Origin of the sequence: Vibrio sp. Vb0888 (genome assembly GCF_033338835.1) — a bacterium.
GTDB classification, from domain to species: domain Bacteria; phylum Pseudomonadota; class Gammaproteobacteria; order Enterobacterales; family Vibrionaceae; genus Vibrio; species Vibrio alginolyticus.
The window spans coordinates 1-20,274 of sequence record NZ_JAWOTL010000020.1 but is presented as its reverse complement, the minus strand read 5'-3'; the positions used below and the strand labels follow the sequence as shown (position 1 = coordinate 20,274).

The 20,274-nt window shown below is 46.3% G+C and carries 14 protein-coding genes; 11 read left to right on the top strand and 3 right to left on the bottom strand.

Annotation, left to right across the window (positions count from 1 at the left end):
• Positions 1-18 precede the first annotated feature (18 nt).
• Genes mreC through tldD form a run of 7 tightly spaced genes read left to right on the top strand, consistent with a single transcriptional unit; the run spans position 19 to position 9,661 of the window.
• Positions 19-915 (top strand): rod shape-determining protein MreC, encoded by an 897-nt coding sequence (gene mreC / locus R7P72_RS20230; protein WP_005381142.1) that lies wholly within the window; start codon positions 19-21, stop codon positions 913-915.
• Positions 905-1,393 carry a rod shape-determining protein MreD gene (gene mreD, locus R7P72_RS20225; RefSeq protein WP_005381141.1) on the top strand — a complete coding sequence of 163 codons (489 nt, stop codon included), beginning with the start codon at positions 905-907 and terminating at the stop codon, positions 1,391-1,393. Before mreC ends, mreD begins: the two co-directional genes overlap by 11 nt.
• A 4-nt stretch (positions 1,394-1,397) precedes the next feature.
• The gene (locus R7P72_RS20220; RefSeq protein ID WP_005381139.1) at positions 1,398-1,967 is read left to right on the top strand and encodes a Maf family protein; all 570 of its coding nucleotides are present in this window, start codon (positions 1,398-1,400) and stop codon (positions 1,965-1,967) included.
• Between the two features lie 18 nt (positions 1,968-1,985).
• Complete coding sequence (gene rng / locus R7P72_RS20215) at positions 1,986-3,455, top strand: ribonuclease G (protein ID WP_005381138.1); 1,470 nt, start codon at positions 1,986-1,988, stop codon at positions 3,453-3,455.
• Between the two features lie 12 nt (positions 3,456-3,467).
• The gene (locus tag R7P72_RS20210; protein WP_318110755.1) at positions 3,468-7,349 is read left to right on the top strand and encodes a YhdP family protein; all 3,882 of its coding nucleotides are present in this window, start codon (positions 3,468-3,470) and stop codon (positions 7,347-7,349) included.
• Positions 7,350-7,382: 33 nt separating this feature from the next.
• Positions 7,383-8,204, top strand: a complete 822-nt coding sequence (locus R7P72_RS20205; RefSeq protein ID WP_005388437.1) for a carbon-nitrogen hydrolase family protein — start codon at positions 7,383-7,385, stop codon at positions 8,202-8,204.
• 11 nt (positions 8,205-8,215) lie between these two features.
• Positions 8,216-9,661: a metalloprotease TldD gene (tldD, locus tag R7P72_RS20200; protein ID WP_318110754.1), complete on the top strand. Its 1,446-nt coding sequence runs from the start codon at positions 8,216-8,218 to the stop codon at positions 9,659-9,661.
• Positions 9,662-9,727: 66 nt separating this feature from the next.
• Here the strand turns inward: tldD and R7P72_RS20195 are convergent, their stop codons facing one another.
• On the bottom strand, positions 9,728-11,104 hold the full coding sequence (locus R7P72_RS20195; RefSeq protein ID WP_005381133.1) for a PhoH family protein: 1,377 nt from the start codon (positions 11,102-11,104) through the stop codon (positions 9,728-9,730).
• 561 nt (positions 11,105-11,665) lie between these two features.
• Here R7P72_RS20195 and rapA point away from each other — a divergent pair.
• Positions 11,666-14,575, top strand: coding sequence for an RNA polymerase-associated protein RapA (gene rapA, locus R7P72_RS20190; RefSeq protein WP_005381132.1), 2,910 nt, complete (start codon positions 11,666-11,668; stop codon positions 14,573-14,575).
• A 108-nt stretch (positions 14,576-14,683) separates the two neighbouring features.
• Here the strand turns inward: rapA and R7P72_RS20185 are convergent, their stop codons facing one another.
• On the bottom strand, positions 14,684-15,949 hold the full coding sequence (locus tag R7P72_RS20185; RefSeq protein WP_005381130.1) for an NRAMP family divalent metal transporter: 1,266 nt from the start codon (positions 15,947-15,949) through the stop codon (positions 14,684-14,686).
• A gap of 342 nt (positions 15,950-16,291) precedes the next feature.
• Here R7P72_RS20185 and R7P72_RS20180 point away from each other — a divergent pair, with 342 nt between their 5' ends.
• Both R7P72_RS20180 and R7P72_RS20175 read left to right on the top strand, forming a co-directional pair.
• The gene (locus tag R7P72_RS20180; RefSeq protein ID WP_005381128.1) at positions 16,292-17,044 is read left to right on the top strand and encodes a pseudouridine synthase; all 753 of its coding nucleotides are present in this window, start codon (positions 16,292-16,294) and stop codon (positions 17,042-17,044) included.
• Between the two features lie 103 nt (positions 17,045-17,147).
• Positions 17,148-18,110 (top strand): D-2-hydroxyacid dehydrogenase, encoded by a 963-nt coding sequence (locus R7P72_RS20175; protein ID WP_213907447.1) that lies wholly within the window; start codon positions 17,148-17,150, stop codon positions 18,108-18,110.
• An 89-nt stretch (positions 18,111-18,199) separates the two neighbouring features.
• On the opposite strand, the gene yjgA is transcribed toward R7P72_RS20175, so the two are convergent.
• Positions 18,200-18,727 carry a ribosome biogenesis factor YjgA gene (gene yjgA, locus R7P72_RS20170; protein ID WP_025767614.1) on the bottom strand — a complete coding sequence of 176 codons (528 nt, stop codon included), beginning with the start codon at positions 18,725-18,727 and terminating at the stop codon, positions 18,200-18,202.
• Positions 18,728-18,837: 110 nt separating this feature from the next.
• Between yjgA and pmbA the strand changes: the two genes are divergently transcribed.
• Positions 18,838-20,181 (top strand): metalloprotease PmbA, encoded by a 1,344-nt coding sequence (pmbA, locus tag R7P72_RS20165; protein ID WP_005381122.1) that lies wholly within the window; start codon positions 18,838-18,840, stop codon positions 20,179-20,181.
• The last annotated feature ends 93 nt before the right edge of the window (positions 20,182-20,274 follow it).

The following is a 20,274-nucleotide window of genomic DNA, read 5'->3' as shown; positions in this document are numbered from 1 at the left end:
AATCAGGTCAAAAACAAGATGAAACCGATTTTCGGCAGAGGTCCGTCTCTGCAATTACGTCTGTTTTTTGCTGTCATCGTGTCGGCGAGCTTGATGCTGGCCGATAGTCGTCTAGATACGTTTTCCAACGTTCGATACCTACTAAACAGTATGGTTGCACCGATTCAGTACGCAGCGAATTTACCTCGTAGTATGTTCGATGGCGTATTTGAACGTTTTAATTCTCATCAGGCATTGGTTGAAGGCAATCGCAGCTTAAAGCGAGAAGTACTACGCCTGAAAAGCGAGCTTATCTTGCTCGACCAGTATAAAGAAGAAAACCAACGCTTACGTAAGTTGTTAGGATCTTCATTTGTCCGTGATGAAAAGAAAGTCGTGACAGAAGTAATGGCGGTTGATACTTCACCTTATCGTCATCAAGTGGTGATCGATAAAGGCCGTATTGATGGTGTTTACGTTGGTCAGCCTGTTATCAATGAGAAAGGCATCGTTGGTCAGGTCACGTTTGTCGCAGCGCACAACGCACGTGTTCTGCTGCTAACGGACGCGAAAAATGCAATTCCTGTCCAGGTGATCCGCAATGATATCCGAGTGATCGCATCGGGCAATGGTGAAATGGATGAAATCCAACTGGAGCACATTCCAACCAGCACAGATATTCAGGTTGGTGATTTATTGGTGACATCCGGTTTAGGTGGTATTTACCCTGAAGGATATCCAGTCGCGACGGTTACCAATGTGGATCACGATACGCGTCAAGAGTTCGCCTCAATCAAGGCTGAGCCGGTTGTGGAATTTGATCGCTTACGCTACCTACTGCTGATTTGGCCGAATGAAGACCGTCAACACAAAGTACTGCGGTCCAATGTAGATGAAGGGCTAGAGCAAGAACAAGAGGTAACCGATGGCCAATAATGTATTGAGTAGCCGAATGGTGATTGGCGTCAGTTTCTTCGTTGCGCTGGTACTGCAAACCATTCCATGGCCAGGTGTGTTAGATGTGTTACGTCCGTCATGGTTGTTCCTTGTCACGTGTTATTGGGTGTTGGCACTACCGCACCGAGTGAACGTCGGAACTGCGCTAGTGTTGGGCTTATTGTGGGATATCTTGATCGGCTCAACGCTTGGAATTCGTGGCATGATGATGTCGATCGTTATCTACCTTGTGGCGCTGAATTTCCTGTTGATTCGCAACATGGCATTGTGGCAACAGTCGATTTTAATTGCCTTTTTTACTGCGTTATTGGAAGTTTTGATATTCTGTGGGGAATATTTGAACCAGGACGTAGTATTTAATCCATTATCTCTGTGGACGGCGGCAATAAACTGTATACTTTGGCCATGGATGTTTTTATTAATGCGACGAGTTCGTCGTGCATGGCACGTAAGGTAAAGCGGTGAAGAAAAGCTTATCTCTCGTTCTCGCATCGGGTTCTCCGAGAAGAAAAGAGCTGCTTGCTCAACTGGGTTATGATTTTGAGATCGTATTGCCTGATATTGAGGAAGCCAAACAGGCTCATGAGCAAGCACGAGATTACGTGTTGCGTCTTTCTTTGGAAAAAGCTCAGGCAGGCTTAGCGTTGGCTAAGCCTGATTCCGTTGTATTGGGCTCTGATACGGTCGTAGTATGCGATGACCGTGTGCTAGAAAAACCAAAGAGTTTTGAAGATTCAAAGCGTATGCTTACTGACTTATCCGGTCGTCGTCATCAAGTGATGACTGCGGTGAGCGTTGTATCATCGGAACAACAACATTCAGTGGTCGTTACCACTGACGTGTGGTTCAAACCACTGACTCACGAAGAAATCGAACAATATTGGCAGTCAGGAGAGCCATGCGATAAAGCTGGAAGTTATGGTATTCAGGGACTCGGAGGGCGATTTGTCACCCGAATCGAAGGCAGTTATCACGCTGTAGTAGGCTTACCTTTGTTCGAAACCGATCAGCTAATTCAAGAATTTTTATAATTGTTTTGAGGTGTGCACATGAGTGCAGAATTGCTGCTTAACGTGACCCCGAGTGAAACTCGTGTGGCCATGATTGAAGGTGGAGTACTACAAGAAATACATATCGAGCGCGAATCGCGTCGCGGTATTGTGGGCAATATATACAAAGGCAAAGTAAGCCGAGTGTTACCAGGTATGCAGGCGGCTTTCGTCGACATTGGTTTAGATAAAGCGGCGTTTTTACATGCGTCAGATATTGTTCCTCATACCGAATGTGTGGCAGAAAACGAAAAACAGCAGTTTCAAGTCCGTGATATCTCTGAACTGGTACGCCAGGGACAAGACATTGTTGTGCAAGTGGTCAAAGATCCGCTCGGCACGAAAGGTGCGCGTTTAACGACGGATATCACCTTACCTTCGCGTTATCTTGTTTTTATGCCGGGGGCCAGCCATGTCGGTGTTTCGCAGCGTATTGAAAGTGAAAAAGAGCGCGAGCGTTTGAAAAAGGTGGTTAACCATTACTGCGATGAGCACGGTGGTTTTATCATTCGTACCGCGGCAGAAGGCGCTGATGAAAAAGAGCTCTCTCAAGATGCGGCATTTTTAAAGCGTTTGTGGTTAAAAGTCATGGAGCGTCGCTCAAAATACAAAACGCGTTCAACACTTTACGGTGAACTCGGCTTAGCTCAACGCATTCTGCGTGACTTTGTTGGCACAGAGCTCGATAAGATCATGGTCGACTCCCGCCTTGAATATGAAAACCTGAAAGAATTCACTTCTGAGTATGTACCGGAGTTAACAGATAAGCTTGAGCTTTACGAAGGTGACAAGCCAATCTTTGACATGTACGACACCGAAAACGAAATTCAGCGTTCTTTAGAGCGCAAGGTCGAGCTAAAATCGGGCGGCTATTTGATCATCGATCAAACCGAAGCCATGACCACCATCGACATCAACACGGGTGCATTTGTTGGTCGTCGTAATCTCGAAGAGACTATCTTCAATACCAATATAGAGGCAACGCAAGCTATTGCGCGTCAGCTACGTTTACGTAACCTCGGCGGTATCATCATTATTGATTTTATCGATATGGCATCCGAAGAGCATCGTCAGCGAGTACTTACCTCACTGGAAACGGCGCTGGCGAAAGACCGAGTAAAAACCAACATCAACGGCTTTACCCAGCTTGGCTTAGTTGAAATGACGCGTAAGCGCACGCGAGAAAGTATTGAACATATCTTGTGTTCTGGCTGTCCTACTTGTGAAGGCCGTGGCAGCGTGAAAACGGTCGAAACCGTATGCTTTGAGATATTACGCGAGATTACTCGTGTGAACCGTGCTTACGACGCCGATAATTTTGTCGTGTACGCATCGCCGTTTGTTGCTGAAGCGCTATTGGGCGATGAGTCTCATGCGTTGGCAGAGCTCGAAGTATTTATTGGCAAGCAAGTGCGAGTTCAGGCTGAACCCCTGTACATTCAGGAACAGTTTGACGTCGTAATGATGTAATTTGGAACATTTGTGAATTCTGGTGTTAACCGTTTTGGGCGTTTTTGTGCGTGGAGTTTAGTTACTGTATTGGTGTTATTAGCCATATTAGTAACCACGCTTCGCGTCACACTGCCGCAACTTAACCATTTCCAAGATGAGATCAAAACCTGGGTTAAACAAGGCACAGGTTTTGACGTTTCTATTGCTAATGTCGCAGGGACGTGGCGCAATAATCATCCCTCAATTGCGTTACTGGGTTTAGAGGCAAATCTACCAAACGTGCAAGATGCACGCTTCGCTGTTGAAGAAGTCCAAATTGAGTTCGATCTTATTCAATCTCTTTTTCAACTTAAACCTGTAGTTGCAGACCTTACCATTCATAACCTCGCTTTAGACATTCACACGGTAGACATTCTGCCGACTTCTCATCGTCAAGAACCGAAGCCTGAAGTGGATAAGAGCGAAGTGAAACTCATTGACCAACTCGACTCACTTCTTTTACGTCAGTTCGAAGACTTCACTATTAGCGATTCACGGATTTGGTATAAGTCGGTGTCTGGTGAAACTCGCCGTTTAGATATTGAGCAGCTTCGTTGGAGCAATCAAGGGAAACGTCACGTAGCCGAAGGCACGGTTAGCATTGCCGATGTTCGCCTGAACTCATTGTTAGTAAGCGCTAACTTTAAAGATCATGGCTCGTTGCGCGATGTATCTGGTGAGTTTTACGTGAGTGCTCAAGATGTCTCGGTCACACCTTGGCTGACCACTTACATGCAAGAAGAGTCAGGAGCAGAGTCGGGTAAAGTCAGCTTAAATACTTGGCTAACGCTCAAACATAGCCAACCGCATGATGCTTATGTTGAATTGCTGCCTTCCGAGTTGGTGTGGAATGAAGATGGACATCATGAGCTGTTTATTGAGTCTGGAATTTTCAATCTTCGACCAGATAAACAAGGCTGGAAAGTAAATGGTCACTCACTTCAAATCAGAACCGATAATACCCCTTGGCCAGAGCTAGACGTCGCGTTTGATTGGCAACCAAACGGCTGGATGCTTAATCTCTCTCAACTCGACATAGAAGCACTCATTCCGCTCATCAAGCTGGCTCCAGAGTCAGAGTCGACCAGTGACCTTATTAACAAACTAGCACCGAAAGGTCGGGTCGAAGATGTCCGATTGTCAATGAACGGTGGTTTAGACACCTTACGCTACTCGGCTGAACTGGATGAACTCGCGATGACACAATGGGAGCTCCTACCCGGGTTTCATCACGTACAGGGCAGCGTATCGGGGGATGTGAATCAAGCTAAAGCAAAAGTCACCGTCATTGATGATGTATTTCCGTACGGCGATGTATTCCAAGCTCCGCTGAATATCAAACAAGGTGAAGTCGATATTATCTGGCAGCAAGATGAGAGCGGCTGGCGCTTGTGGTCGGACAAAGTGACGGCAGCAACGCCTGATCTTCAAGTCCTGGGGGCATTCCGTCTTGATTTTCCAAAAGAACAAAGCCCATTTTTATCGTTCTATGCCGAAGCGGATCTCTACAACGCGGGTGAGACATGGCGCTATCTACCGACTCTGGCACTTGGACAAGACTTGACCGACTATCTTTCGACCGCGATTCAGGGCGGAAAAGTGAATACAGCGAAATTGTTGTGGTATGGCGAGTTAGGTGATTTTCCTTACAAAGAACATAATGGCATGTTCCAAGCTTGGGTTGGATTAAAAGACGCGAAATTTAGCTTTGATACTGCATGGCCAACCATCACGGATTTGCAGCTAGACTTGCTGTTTGAAAATGATGCCATGTATTTGGATTCAAAATCAGCCACACTAAATGGCGTTCATGCCAAGCGTATCACTGGGCGAATCCCTGAGTTGGCAGAAGGTGGACACATCGAGATTGAAGCGAAAGCAAGCGCGCCGGGTAATGAAGTCCGTGACTACATGATGGCGACGCCATTAGTGGATTCAGTCGGTGCCGCATTGACAGCGCTGCAAGTGAGTGGTCCCGTTTACTCTGAGTTTCAACTCAATATACCGTTTGATTTTGAGAAAGAGTCTCGCGCTTGGGGTTATGCCGATTTAACAGAAAATCGTGTTGATGTTGAAGCGCCGCCAATGATGCTTGAAAACGCCACAGGGCGTATCACCTTCGACAATGATGTGGTTACCACATCGGGTTTGTCGGCCGAATTATTACAACAGCCTATCTCTCTTGATTTCCATGGAGAGAGTGCGGAGCAAGGCTACAACGTGACAATTAATACACTAGGAGATTGGGATGTCGAGCCTCTCAAACCCTATGTCGGTGAGCGTTGGTTAAACCTTGTTTCTGGCCATGCGCCGTGGCAAATGGACATTGACTTGCAACTCAATGATGTTGGTTTCACTTATCAGCTTGAAGTGCTGGCGCAGCTAAATCGTCTGGCTAGTCAATATCCTTATCCTTTAGCGAAACAAATTGGCGAGCCTGGGCAAGCGAAACTGCAAGCATCTGGCAATCAAGAGAGTATTTCAGCAAGACTACAGATCCCAAATGTGAAGTATCAAACTGAGATAGATATCGCTGGCGATGTCCCGGTTCTGACTGCGACTCATTTAATGGTTGGCAAAGGTGGCTTCCGGATTAGTCCTATTGTCGGGCACGATGCTTCGGTGCGTGTCGAAGAACTGAATTTAGACCAATGGGCTGAGCTTGCGCAGGTCTCTGAGAGCAAGCCTTCATCGTCTGTTTTGGCAAACATGAAAACGCCGACCATTCCATTGCCGACACGCATTGAAGTTGAAACGCCAAACTTACAGCTCGGTGGGATTGAGTTTCATGATGTGGATTTTTCAGCAAGCAAGAAAAATTTGAGTTGGCAACTCGATGTGGACAGTCAAGAGGTTAAAGGGAAAGCTAACTATCTGAAACCCTATGATCTATCGGTCTCTTTAGAGCACTTGCATCTGTACATCCCAGGGTTTGAAGAGATGACCAAAGAGCGCAGTTCAATCTTTGCGAGTGAAGATCAAAACGCACCTTTGATTACCAATTTTGACCGCAAGTTTCACGCAGAGATGCCAAACTTAACTTTGAACATCGATGATTTTTGGCTGCAAGGTTACAAAGTGGGCAAAGTTAATGTTGATTTGCAGCGTCGCGAGAACCGCTTGGAGTGGAAAAATATCACCTTTAGTAGCGGCAAAAACCGCATTGATATGAGTGGTTGGTGGGACCTGGCGAAAGAGAGTAGTCATTCCAACTTAACCATGAAAATGAAAGGTGATAACAACACCGATCTTATGGAGCGCTTTGGTATTACATCAGGCATTCAACAAGCACCATTTGAGATCAATGCCAATATGGAATGGGACGGCGCACCTTGGTCAATGAAGACACAAACCTTGCAAGGAAACGTCTCAACGGAATTTGGTAAAGGCGTGATCAGTGAAGTTAGTGGTGCGGCACGCTTGTTAGGCTTGTTTAGCTTGGATTCTATCATCCGTAAGATGCAGCTCGACTTTACCGACGTATTCGATAAAGGCATGGCATTCAACTCGATCACGGGAACAGGCAAAATCCAAGACGGTGTGTTTATCACCAATGATATCGTAATGGATGCGTTAGCAGGGGAAATGCAAATCCGCGGTATCGCTAATATGAACAGCAGAATGGTTGATGCGGAAGTGAAATTCACACCAGACATCACATCAGGCTTACCAATGCTGACTGCGTTTGCCGTTGCGCCTCAAACTGCTTTGTATGTCTTGGCCATCTCTACGGTGATATCTCCGGTGGTTGAGGTCTTCACTCAAGTCAATTATGAAGTGAAAGGCCCACTAGATTCACCAACGGTGAAAGAAATTTCGCGAAGTAAAGGTGAATACAAGCTGCCAGAAAAACTGCGTGAACAGGCCAAATAACTCACCGAATATAATGGAATAGGGAGGAAACACATGGAGCGTGTTGGCATTATTCAAATGACTTCGGGTCCGGATATTAACGCGAATTTGGACTTCATTGAAAAACAGTGTGCTTTAGCGAGCAAGCAAGGTGCCAAACTTGTTCTTACTCCTGAAAATACAGTGCTATTTTCCAGTCGCGAAGCTTATCATCAACATGCAGAGCCACTTGGCAGTGGCATGATTCAACAGCGGCTCTGTGAAATCGCTAGAAAGAACCAGTTAACGCTAATTGTCGGAAGCATGCCCATTCAAACCGCAAAAGGTGTCACGACAACAACACTTGTATTGCCGCCGCACGGTAAATGCATTGCTCACTATGACAAACTGCATATGTTTGATGTCGACGTAGCCGATGGTTATGGTAGTTATCGTGAGTCGGATACGTTTATGGCGGGTAATCAAATAGTCGTTGCGGAAACTGATATCGGCAGTGTTGGATTGAGCATTTGTTATGATTTACGTTTCCCAGAACTTTATAAAGTATTGCGTCAAGAAGGGGCGGATATCATTGTGGTGCCCGCTGCGTTTACCGCTGTGACGGGGCAAGCTCACTGGGAAGTATTATTGCGAGCTAGAGCGATTGAGACACAATGTTGGATTTTGGCAAGCGGACAAACTGGAACGCATCCATGTGGACGAAAAACATGGGGACACTCAATGGTCGTTGACCCTTGGGGACGTATCCATAAACAGCTTCAGGATGAAGTAGGTTTATTGGTGACTGAGATAGATTTGTCACAAAGCCAACAAGTAAGGCAGAATATGCCGCTGACTCAACACAGTCGCTTTCAAAATGAATTGAGACGGAAATAAAAGAGCTAACTATGAGCACAAACCAAATAGAACAGGCACTCCTTGCCCCAAATGGTCTGACAGAACAAGACATTGCTGACACGCTTGCCAGCATTGCGACGCGCCAGATCGATTATGCGGACATTTACTTTCAGTCCAGCTGGCATGAGTCTCTGGTTCTAGAAGACAGCATCATCAAAGATGGCTCTTTTAACATTGATTGTGGTGTTGGTGTCCGTGCAGTAACTGGCGAGAAAACCGGCTTTGCCTACTCTGATCAAATCCAGCCTGAAGGCCTGAAGCAGAGTGCAATGGCGGCGCGCGGTATTGCTCAGCAAGGGCAAAATGGCAAAGTCCAAGCGTTTAAACGCACCGAAAACCAAGCGTACTACGCGGCTGTGAATCCACTAGCTGAATGGGAAAAGCAGCAAAAAACAGAATTGCTCAAATCTCTAGATGCTTACATCCGCACTAAAGAACCATTGATTAAAGAAGTTTCGATCAGCATCAGCGGTGTGCATGAGCAGATGCTTGTTGCGGCAATAGACGGTACTTATGCAGGCGATATTCGTCCTTTGGTGCGTTTGTCTATTAGCGTGCTTGCACAAAAAGGTGAACGACGTGAACGCGGTAGTGCTGGTGGCGGCGGCCGTTTCGGTTACGATTTCTTTTTAACGGAAAGCAATGGTGTGAAACAAGCTTTTCATTACGCAGACGAAGCGATTCGCATGGCGTTAATCAACCTTGAAGCAGAAGCCGCACCAGCTGGCATGATGCCAGTGGTATTGGGCTCAGGTTGGCCTGGCGTGTTGCTACACGAAGCGGTAGGTCATGGCCTAGAAGGTGACTTTAACCGGAAGGAATCTTCGGTTTTCTCTGGCAAAATGGGTCAACAAGTGACGTCTTCGTTGTGTACCATCGTCGATGATGGCACGTTAAAAGACCTTCGTGGTTCACTGAATGTGGATGATGAAGGGGTAAACGGTCAGTACAACACGCTTATCGAGAATGGTGTGCTGAAAGGCTATATGCAAGACAAGCTAAACGCGCGGCTAATGGGTGTAAATCCAACGGGTAACGGTCGTCGTGAATCGTATGCACACTTGCCAATGCCTCGTATGACCAACACCTACATGCTTCCAGGTGAACATACGCCAGAAGAAATTATCTCGACGGTCGAGAAAGGGTTGTATGCGCCAAACTTTGGTGGCGGCCAGGTGGACATTACTTCGGGTAAGTTTGTGTTCTCTGCATCGGAAGCGTACTTGATTGAAAACGGTAAAATTACGCGCCCTGTTAAAGGTGCGACGTTGATTGGCTCAGGTATCGAAGCAATGCAGCAAGTGTCTATGGTCGGTAACGACCTAAGTATCGACAAGGGCGTTGGCGTATGTGGTAAAGCAGGTCAAAGTGTGCCAGTTGGTGTTGGTCAGCCGACCTTGAAGCTGGACTCACTGACAGTGGGTGGCACGGAGTAACTCAGTCGAATCGTTATAAAAAGAGCGCTCTAATGAGCGCTCTTTTGCTTTGTGAGTCGGTGTCAATTACAGGTTTTCTTCAGCAAATTCCGCCAAGCGGCTACGAACCACGCCGTTGAGGTGAATATTTGCGCTGCCTTCAAAGTTCTTGAAGCGCTCAACCATGTACGTCAATCCTGATGTCACTGGGGTGAGGTAATGAGAGTCAATCTGCGCCAAGTTACCGGAGCAGACGATTTTGGTTCCTTCGCCACAGCGGGTAATGATGGTTTTGATTTGTGATGCAGTGAGGTTTTGACACTCATCAAGCAGTACAAACGCATTTTGAATCGAACGGCCACGCATAAAGTTGATCGATTTAAATTGAATGTTGGCTTTATCGCAGATGTACTTCAATGAGCCTTCAGTGCAGTGATCGTGTTTATGTAGTGCTTCCAAGGTATCGGTCACCGCCGCTAACCACGGCATCATTTTCTCCTCTTCGGAGCCGGGTAAGAAGCCGATGGATTCACCGATATCTGGCGTGTTACGTGTTACGATAATTTTATCGAACATGCTTTTTTCAATGGTTTGCTCCAATGCTGCTGCCATTGCCAGTAATGTCTTACCACTACCCGCCGCACCCGTTAGAATCACCAAGTCAATTTCTGGATCGAGTAAGGCATCTAACGCCATTCCCTGGTAGATATTTTTAGGTGTGATGTCCCAAGCCTTGCGATGCATTAGGCGTTCGCGGCTCAGGTCGAGAAGCGTTAACTTGTCTTCATTGATGGTTTCTACGCGACCAGCAAAGTCACTGTCTTCATCAATAACGTATTGGTTGATAAAGGTTGGGTCGAAGGGTTCGCGACTGAGTTTATGGTAAGTTTTTCCACCCAGTGCATAGCTTTCTACTTCCTCAATACCGCTCCAGAAATCACCTTCACGCAATTGAAAGCCCTTGGTTAGGTATTGAATGTCGTCAATCAGTTGGTCGGTTCTATAATCCTCAACAAAGCGTACACCAGCCCCTTTGGCTCGCAGACGCATGTTGATGTCTTTCGTGATCAGTACCACTTCGCGTGGTGCACGTTTATTTTGCAGATAAAGCACCGCGTTGAGAATACGGTTGTCACCGGCTTTGTCGGCGAAGGCTTTGACGGTTTCCTGCAGTTCAAAATCCGCCAAAATGGAAATAGTACCTTGGTCGGGGTTGTCTTTAGAAACAGGAATGCCTTCAGAGATTTCATCTGGCGTTGCTTCTTTAAACAAATCTTCCAAGGTGCGAATAGCCACGCGCGCATCTCTTGCAACGTCGCGCTTACTGTCTTTGATTCGGTCGAGTTCTTCCAACACGGTCATGGGGATAACGACATCGTGTTCTTGGAAAGAGAAGATGGCAAAGGGTTCATGAAGAAGAATGTTGGTATCGAGTACAAACAGTTTCCGATCGGTATCGCCCATAGCGTCTCCTTGCCGTAGTACGGCTCTGCATGCGAGTTGTTAGGTCGTTTCCAAATAGGTGTGAAGTGACCTAACTCTGATTGCTTGCAATAGAGGTTGTCGGGCTGATGTCGGCTAGTGTGCAACCGAGTAGCAAGACAACTTACTGCAAACCCGTGTTGATCCTAATCGTGTACTAACGCGCTTAAATCATATGCAATGGTTTTAAACGCCCCTCATTAGAAGTATACGTAATATTTACGTTCTACAACTTAATAATTGGCATGAGTATTTTACAATTTGATTGCATTTAGAGTTTGGGAAAAAAAGTTTCTGCTTGGTGCGGTTTCGGCGTGACCTAAATCACAGCTTCAAGTAAGATTAGCGACCTTTTTCTGCGTATAGGCTACGTCCGATTTATCATGTTGAGCTGGCTTAAAAAATACTCAGTTCATACTGAAATGACGAATGCTATCGGCATAGCAGAAGCCAGAATCAGATCTAAACTATTATCCATGCCCACGGGCATGAGTAGACCAACAAGAAATACGAATCAAGAACTAATAACGAGGTAGTCAATTCATGACATTTGCTTTGGGGCAGCGCTGGATTAGCGATACGGAAAGCGATTTAGGTTTAGGTACCGTTGTAGCAATGGATGCTCGTACTGTGACATTGATGTTTGCAGCGTCAGAGGAAAACCGAGTTTACGCACGTAACGATGCACCTGTTACCCGAGTCACCTTTAATGTTGGGGATGTCATCGATTGCCAAGAAGGTTGGTCTCTAAAAGTAGAAGAAGTACTGGAAGATGAAGGTCTTTACACCTATTTCGGTACTCGTGAAGACACGCAAGAAACCGCTGTTGTTCTGCGTGAGATTTTCCTTAGCAACCAAATTCGTTTTAACAAACCTCAAGATAAGTTGTACGCCGGTCAAATCGACCGTATGGACAACTTTGTTCTGCGTTACCGTGCGCTAACCAACCAGTTTGAGCAGCATAAGAGCCCAATGCGTGGCCTATGTGGTATGCGTGCAGGTTTGATCCCTCATCAGCTTTACATCGCGCACGAAGTTGGCCGTCGTCACGCGCCACGCGTCTTATTGGCGGATGAGGTAGGTTTGGGTAAAACCATCGAAGCGGGCATGATCATCCACCAACAAGTTCTGTCTGGTCGTGCCGAACGCATTTTGATTGTGGTGCCTGAAACACTGCAGCATCAATGGCTGGTTGAGATGATGCGTCGTTTCAATCTGCATTTCTCTATCTTTGACGAAGAGCGCTGTATCGAAGCGTTTGCGGATGCAGAAAACCCATTTGATACTCAGCAATATGTGCTGTGTTCTTTGGATTTCCTACGCAAGAGCCGCAAGCGTTTTGAACAAGCACTGGAAGGTGAATGGGACCTACTGGTTGTCGATGAAGCGCACCACCTAGAGTGGAGTCAAGACAAACCAAGTCGCGAATACCAAGTGGTAGAAGGCTTGGCTGAACGTACTCCTGGTGTGTTGCTACTGACTGCAACGCCAGAGCAGCTTGGTCGTGAGAGTCACTTTGCTCGTCTGCGTTTGTTGGATCCAGACCGCTTCTATGATTACGAAGCATTCGTTGAGGAAGAAGAGCAATACGCGCCCGTAGCAGATGCGATTACTTCACTCTTTTCCGGTGAAAAGCTACCTAATGAAGCAAAAAACCAGATCACTGAGTTGTTGTCTGAACAAGACGTAGAACCACTTTTCCGTATTATCGAAAGTGAAGCGGACGAAGAAGCTAAAGCGTCGGCACGCCAAGAGCTGATCGATAACTTGATGGATCGTCATGGTACAGGGCGTGTTCTGTTCCGTAACACGCGCGCGGCCATCAAAGGCTTCCCTAAGCGTAACGTGCATCTGATGCCAATGGATATTCCACCGCAATACACTACATCAATGCGTGTTGCTGGGATGATTGGCGGTAAGATGAGTTCTGAAGCACGTGCGATGAAGAACCTTTACCCAGAAGAAATTTTCCAAGAATTTGAAGGCGATGACGCGAGCTGGTGGCAGTTTGACTCGCGTGTGAATTGGTTGCTTGAAAAAGTAAAAGAGAAGCGCAGCGAGAAAATCCTCGTGATTGCTTCTCGTGCGAGTACCGCACTGCAATTGGAGCAAGCACTGCGTGAGCGTGAAGGTATCCGCGCCACCGTTTTCCACGAAGGTATGTCGATTCTTGAACGTGACAAAGCGGCGGCTTACTTTGCGCAAGAAGAAGGTGGAGCACAAGTTCTTATCTGTAGCGAAATCGGCTCTGAAGGTCGTAACTTCCAGTTTGCCAACCAACTTGTCATGTTCGACTTGCCATTCAACCCAGACTTGCTTGAGCAACGTATTGGTCGTTTGGACCGTATCGGTCAAAATCGCGATATCGACATTCATGTTCCTTACCTGAAAGGCACATCGCAAGCGATCTTAGCACGTTGGTTCGATGAAGGCCTGAACGCTTTTGCGGAAACCTGCCCAACAGGCCGTGCTGTTTACGATAAGTACTCCGATGATCTGATTGAAATTCTTGCCTCTGGTGATACCAGCACGCTAGATGAGATCATTGAAGCGTCAGCAAAAATGAATAAAGAGCTGAAATCCCAATTGGAGCAAGGCCGTGATCGCCTATTAGAAATGCATTCAAATGGCGGGGAAAAAGCACAACAAATCGTTGAGAAAATTGAATCAACCGACGGCGATACCAATCTGGTCACCTTCGCACTTTCTCTTTTTGACACGATTGGCTTGAATCAAGACGACAAAGGTGAAAACGCCCTGATTGTGACCCCATCTGAGCACATGATGGTGCCAAGCTACCCAGGTCTGCCATACGAAGGAGCGACGATCACGTTTGATCGTGATACAGCGTTATCTCGTGAAGATATGCACTTTATCAGTTGGGAACACCCAATGATCCAGGGTGGTATCGATCTTCTTATGAGTGAAGGGGTGGGGACGTCTGCGGTATCTCTATTGAAAAACAAAGCGTTACCAGTCGGGACTATTCTTCTTGAGTTGATTTACGCGGTAGATGCGCAAGCGCCAAAACGCAGTGGTATCGCGCGCTTCTTACCGAAAACGCCAATCCGTTTAATGATGGACTCGCGTGGTAATGATTTGTCTGCTCAAGTGGAGTTTGAAAGCTTTAACCGCCAGCTCAGCCCTGTAAACCGTCATTTAGGTAGCAAGTTGGTTACGTCGGTACAGAAAGACGTACACCGCTTAATTGAAGCCGGTGATGTTCTTATTGAAGAGAAGGTCGAAGAAGTACGCAAACAAGCTCATCAAGATATGCAGCACAGTTTGAATGCAGAGCTTGAGCGTTTGCAAGCACTGAAAGCGGTGAACCCAAATATTCGTGACGAAGAAATTGAAGCTATCGACGCACAAATTAAAGAGCTTACTGGTTATATCAACCAAGCTCAGGTTCAGCTCGACTCGCTGCGTTTGATTGTGGTGAGCCACAACTAAGTAAGTATTTATTGCTCATTAAAAAAGGTCTTCAGTTGAAGACCTTTTTCTTTATTTACGGTTTAGTTTCTTTATGCGGAATGCATTAATCACTGATAGCTATCTCATTTACATCAACCACTTCCACCAGATAAATACAGCCAAGAAGCCAAACAAGTAAATCAGGCCTGCAATCGACAACCACTTTAGTTTAGGTCCAACAGCCAAAGGCTCAGGTAACTCAGTTTTGCTCACTAAGGTGTAATTTAGCAGAGCAAAGAATGGCGTGGTCATAAAGGCGAGAATCATCGCAAAGTTCAGCATAGGCAATAACGCAGAAGCCCAGAAAACCACAATACCTAATGCAAGTAAGGAGACTACCAGCATGATCGCTGAAGTGGTTTTAGGGTTAGTGTCTGGTTGTGAGCGCAGTAGGCGTTGAGAATCCGAAATAACGCGCGAATAGCCATCAATAACGGTAATCGTGCTGCCAAAGATACAGAAAAACGCAATTACCGCGATTAAGTAACGAGACCATTCGCCAATCGTTGCCGCATATAAGCCAACCAATTGGTGGGAGAAGCCAACGCCAGAGCTTTCAAGCGCAACGCCAGAACCATAAAGCATCAAAGAGCCTAGAGATACAAAGATAATGGCAAGAAACGCCGTGCCAATATAACCGACATTAAAGTCAAATAGAGCAGAGCGGTATGTTACTTCTTGCTGGCTTGATTGGCGTTTTAGCCACGCTGAGGTTAAACAGGAGATCTCTATCGGTGCAGGCATCCACCCCATTGTCACGACGATAAAACCAATAGCCGCAATAGACCAAGGTGACGGCGGCTCGAAGTTGGCTACTTGCTCAACAGGGTTACCAAAGGCGATAGAAACAGCGAGTAAAGTCGCGATGGTTAACACCGACATGATCACCTTAGATAGCGTATCGAGCGCTTTGTAATGGCCAGCAAATAATATGATCAGGCAGGTGACAATCACAATGATGCTGAGTGATGCCATTGATAGTGAAAACGGAATGAAGTAGCCCAGCAAGCTAGCGCTAAACATCAACAAAGCGGCGGTATTGATGACGGCCGATACCACGCTAAGAAATAGAAATAGCCATAGATAAGGCCGACCTAATTTCGCGTAGCCCTCAACCAAGGTGAGCCCTGTCCCCATGGTGTACTGTACGCCCGCTCGGAAAAAAGGGTATTTAAACAGGTTTACGAGCAGAATCAGTGCAGCCAATTGCCAACCATAAATCGCACCAGCCTTGGTTGATGCCACGAGGTGAGAGCCACCGACCGCAGCAGATGCCATTAATATGCCGGGGCCTAGTGAACGAAAAAATAAGGAAAGTTTGGATTGGGGTTTATCTATAACGGCGGAGTCCATTGCTTATTGTCCTTTTTATCTTATGTATCTTTCTAAAGAGATACATACCGCAGTACATGACAAACTGAGCGCTCGCCCTATACTGCGCAACGGTAATGTCTTTTAAATGCTGTGTTTTGATGTATTTATTTTAAGTATTCTTTGCGAATATCATGCTGTGTGCATCTAGCACTCTATTCAGTTATGCGTCTTGTTGTCAAACTAAATTTACAACGTGCTATTTTTAGTTTTTATGCTAAAGGATTGACTTTGTTTTATTGGGTTGAACTTTTCTTCAGAATCCTGCATCTGGGTGCTATTTGGGTATATAATCGCGGCGTTTTTATTTTGTAGAGATCTCCCATGGCAATGCTTGAATATACCCCTCCCACCGACCCTTGGGTTGATATCGTTTTTGAGGATGACGACATTCTGGCAGTGAATAAGCCATCAGGGCTGCTGTCTGTCCCTGGTCGCCTTGCAGAGCATTACGACAGCATGTGGAGCCGCCTCAAAGAGTTGCATCCAGAAATTCAAGTTGTGCATCGCTTGGATATGTCGACATCAGGGTTGATGTTGCTGGCGAAAAACAAACCCGCGGAGCGAGCATTAAAAAAGCAGTTCCAATATCGCCTCACTCACAAGGTGTATTACGCACGTGTTTGGGGGCATGTTGAGTCGCAAGAAGGGAATATTGATCTTCCATTAATTTGTGATTGGCCAAATCGTCCACGACAAAAAGTATGTTTTGACGACGGCAAACCATCTCAAACTTTATTCCAAGTAGTGAAGCGTGAAGTGCACCCTGATGGCACCCATACAACCGTTGTGCGACTACTGCCCATTACTGGTCGATCGCATCAGTTACGCGTGCATTTGATGGCGATTGGTCATGCGATTGTGGGTGATGAGTTTTATGCAAGCGAAGAGGCGTATCAGTTTTCAGAGCGTTTAGAGTTGCACGCTGCGGAGCTAAGTTTTTATCATCCAGCTACGGATCAGCTGAGCAGTATTTTTGTACCCTGTGACTTTTATTCTGAAGCCGAGGCGATGATCTTTAACTATTTTTCGCCAGAGCGTACATTGCCTGATTATAAAACGTTGCCACACCCTTAATGCCAATTGCACTCAACAGCGGTTCTTTCTAGTTCGCTATTTTTGGCTATTTCGTTACTGTGGTTGATGTATCCTGTCTTTCAGCCGTGAACAAGGAGTTGTTATGTCTTTGCCAAGCATCGTATTTTTAGATCGAGCGACCATCCCAGAACATATTGAGATCCCACGACCTAGCTTTCCGCACCACTGGCGTGAGTACGACCTAACTGCGCCTGGGCAGGTAATAGAAAGGTTAGCAGATGCCGATATCGTGATTAGCAATAAAGTCCTGCTTGACCAACATGTATTAGAGCAACTACCAAAATTACGGATGATCGCGGTTGCCGCAACTGGTTTTAACAACGTCGATGTGAACTACTGTGCTAATCATGATATTGCGGTTGCTAATGTACGTGGTTACGCGACGCGTTCGGTGCCCGAGCACGTGATGGCAATGTTATTCGCTTTAAGACGGAATTTATTTGGGTACCACCAAGATATTGCCGCAGGTGAGTGGCAGCGTAACCAGCAGTTTTGTTTTTTTACGCACCCAATCGGGGATATTGGTGGTAGCACGTTAGGTGTTGTTGGTAGCGGGGCACTAGGGCAAGCGACGGCGAATCTGGCTCAAGCGTTAGGAATGACCGTCTTGTTTTCTGAGCGTAAAGGGGCGGCAGAATGTAGACCAGGTTATGTGTCGTTTGAGGAAGTATTAAAACGCTCCGATGCGCTGACTTTGCATTGCCCGCTCAACGATCATACTCAGAATTTAATTGGTCAAGCAGAGTTGAAACAAATGAAGTCCAACGCCATTTTGATTAATACAGGGCGTGGAGGTTTGGTGGATGAGAGCGCACTGGTGGATGCCTTAAAACAGCAAGAAATTGCAGCGGCTGGTTTTGATGTTTTTACACAAGAACCGGCTGATGAGAGCAATCCGCTGATTGCCAATATGAGTTTACCTAATTTGTTACTGACACCGCATGTTGCATGGGGCAGCGACTCATCTATCCAACGTTTAGCGGAAATCCTGATTGATAACATTAACGCTTTCGATCGCGGAGACCGCGTTAATCGCTTAGTGTAACGCTGACTGTAAAACCAAAGATAAAAAAAGCAGACATTGACGTCTGCTTTTTGCGTTTAAATCGAATGCTCATTGCGTGAGCCCTCGAATTAAAACTCTTCTTCGTTTAGACCTTTAAGGATCTGAAAGATTTCGCGGTACGCTTTTGCTGGTTTCCCAGCTTTTCTCTCTTTCGCTGCTTGGCGAGCAAGTTGGCGTAGACGCTGACGATCCGCTTCTGGGTACATTTCCATTACGTCATCAATGGCTTTGTCACCTTCTTCCACTACGCGATCACGCAACGCTTCAAGTTTGTGGAATACCGCCGTTAATTGAGAGTGCTTATTACGAATTTTATCCAGTGCGGCTTGGATTGGCTCTGGATCTTCGTAACGCATCAATTTACCAATACGTTGTAATTGGCGACGACGCGCTTCATTTTTAAAGCGTTGCGCGTCAGCAATTGCTTCTCGCAAATCTTCGCTCAATGGAAACTTTTCTAGAACTGAAGGTTTGAGGCCGACAAGCTCCTCACCTAGCTTTTGCAGTTCTTCCATGTCTCGCTTCATCTCGGATTTACTTACCCAGATGATCTCTTCTTCTGGTTCCCATGGCGCTTTTTGATTCTTACGTGCCATTTCAGTTGCCTGTGTTTTGATTAATATTATGACTATTTTAACAAGAATCATGGGGAGAAAGCGAAATTCTTGTTATCCTATTGTTCATCAAAGACAAGATGTGAAAGACAATGGATATTAAACAGCAGGTTGCTGAGCAACGTACCGAGCTAGAGCAAGCCGTCGCAAGAGCCTTAAAGCTTGCATCGGCAAAATCTGACGCCGCCGAAGTCGCAATTACTAAAAGCACTGGTTTAAGTGTTTCAACTCGTATGGGTGAAGTAGAGAATGTCGAGTTCAACAGCGATGGTGCGCTGGGCATTACCGTTTACCGAGGTCAACGCAAAGGCAGTGCTTCCACGTCTGATTTAAGTGAAGCGGCAATCGAGCAAACCGTTATTGCGGCGCTAGATATTGCACATTACACATCTGAAGACCCATTTGCAGGCCCTGCAGCAAAAGAATACATGGTGCAAGATATCCCTGAGCTTGATCTTTTCCACCCTGACGCACCCGATCCAGACTATGCTGCCAATGTGGCGATTGCAGCAGAAAAAGAGGCGCTAAGTTATAACAGTGCAATCAAACAAAGTGATGGCGCGAGTTATGATAGTCATTACGGCGTGAAAGTGTATGGCAATAGCCATGGCTTATTAGCTAGTTATGCGTCTAGCCGCCATAGTACTAGCTGTTGTGTAATTGGCGTTGGTCAAAACGGCGAGATGGAACGTGATTACAGCTACACCGTGGCACGTCATCGTGATGACTTATGGACCCCAGAAACGGTGGGTCGTAAGGCGGCAGAGAATACGGTTAACCGCTTAGATGCGCAGCGTCTAAAAACAGGTCAATACCCAATCATGTTTGCGGCTGATGTTGCGACAGGCTTGATTGGCCATCTCGTTATGGCGATCAGCGGTGGTAACCTGTACCGAAAATCTTCTTTCTTACTTGACCATCTAGGCAAACAAGTGCTTCCTGAATGGTTCAATATCTCAGAACGTCCGCATGTATTGCGTGGTTTGGCATCAAGTCCATTCGATAGTGAAGGTGTGTACACTCAAGACCGTGAGATCATTACCGACGGTGTGCTAGCAACTTATCTGTTAACCAGTTATGCCGCACGTAAAATGAAGATGACGCCGACAGGTCACGCTGGTGGGATTCATAACTGGTACGTGAAGTCGACAGGCCAAAACTTCGAACAAATGCTTAAAGAGCTCGGTACTGGTCTTCTAGTGACAGAAGTCATGGGACAAGGTGTGAACGTGGTAACGGGGGATTACTCTCGCGGTGCCGCAGGCTTCTGGGTTGAGAATGGCGAAATCCAATACCCAGTATCAGAAATTACCATCGCAGGTAATCTAAAAGACATGTTCACCAAGATTGTGGCGGTTGGTAGTGATATTGAAACGCGCTCACAAATCCAAACGGGCTCTATCCTACTGGATACCATGAAAGTGGCGGGTGAATAAGCTTTTCTAGCAATTCATGACCCGTCCTGATATGGGTTGACACTTTTTAACTAAAACGCTCGATGTACTTCATCGGGCGTTTTGTATTTTAAA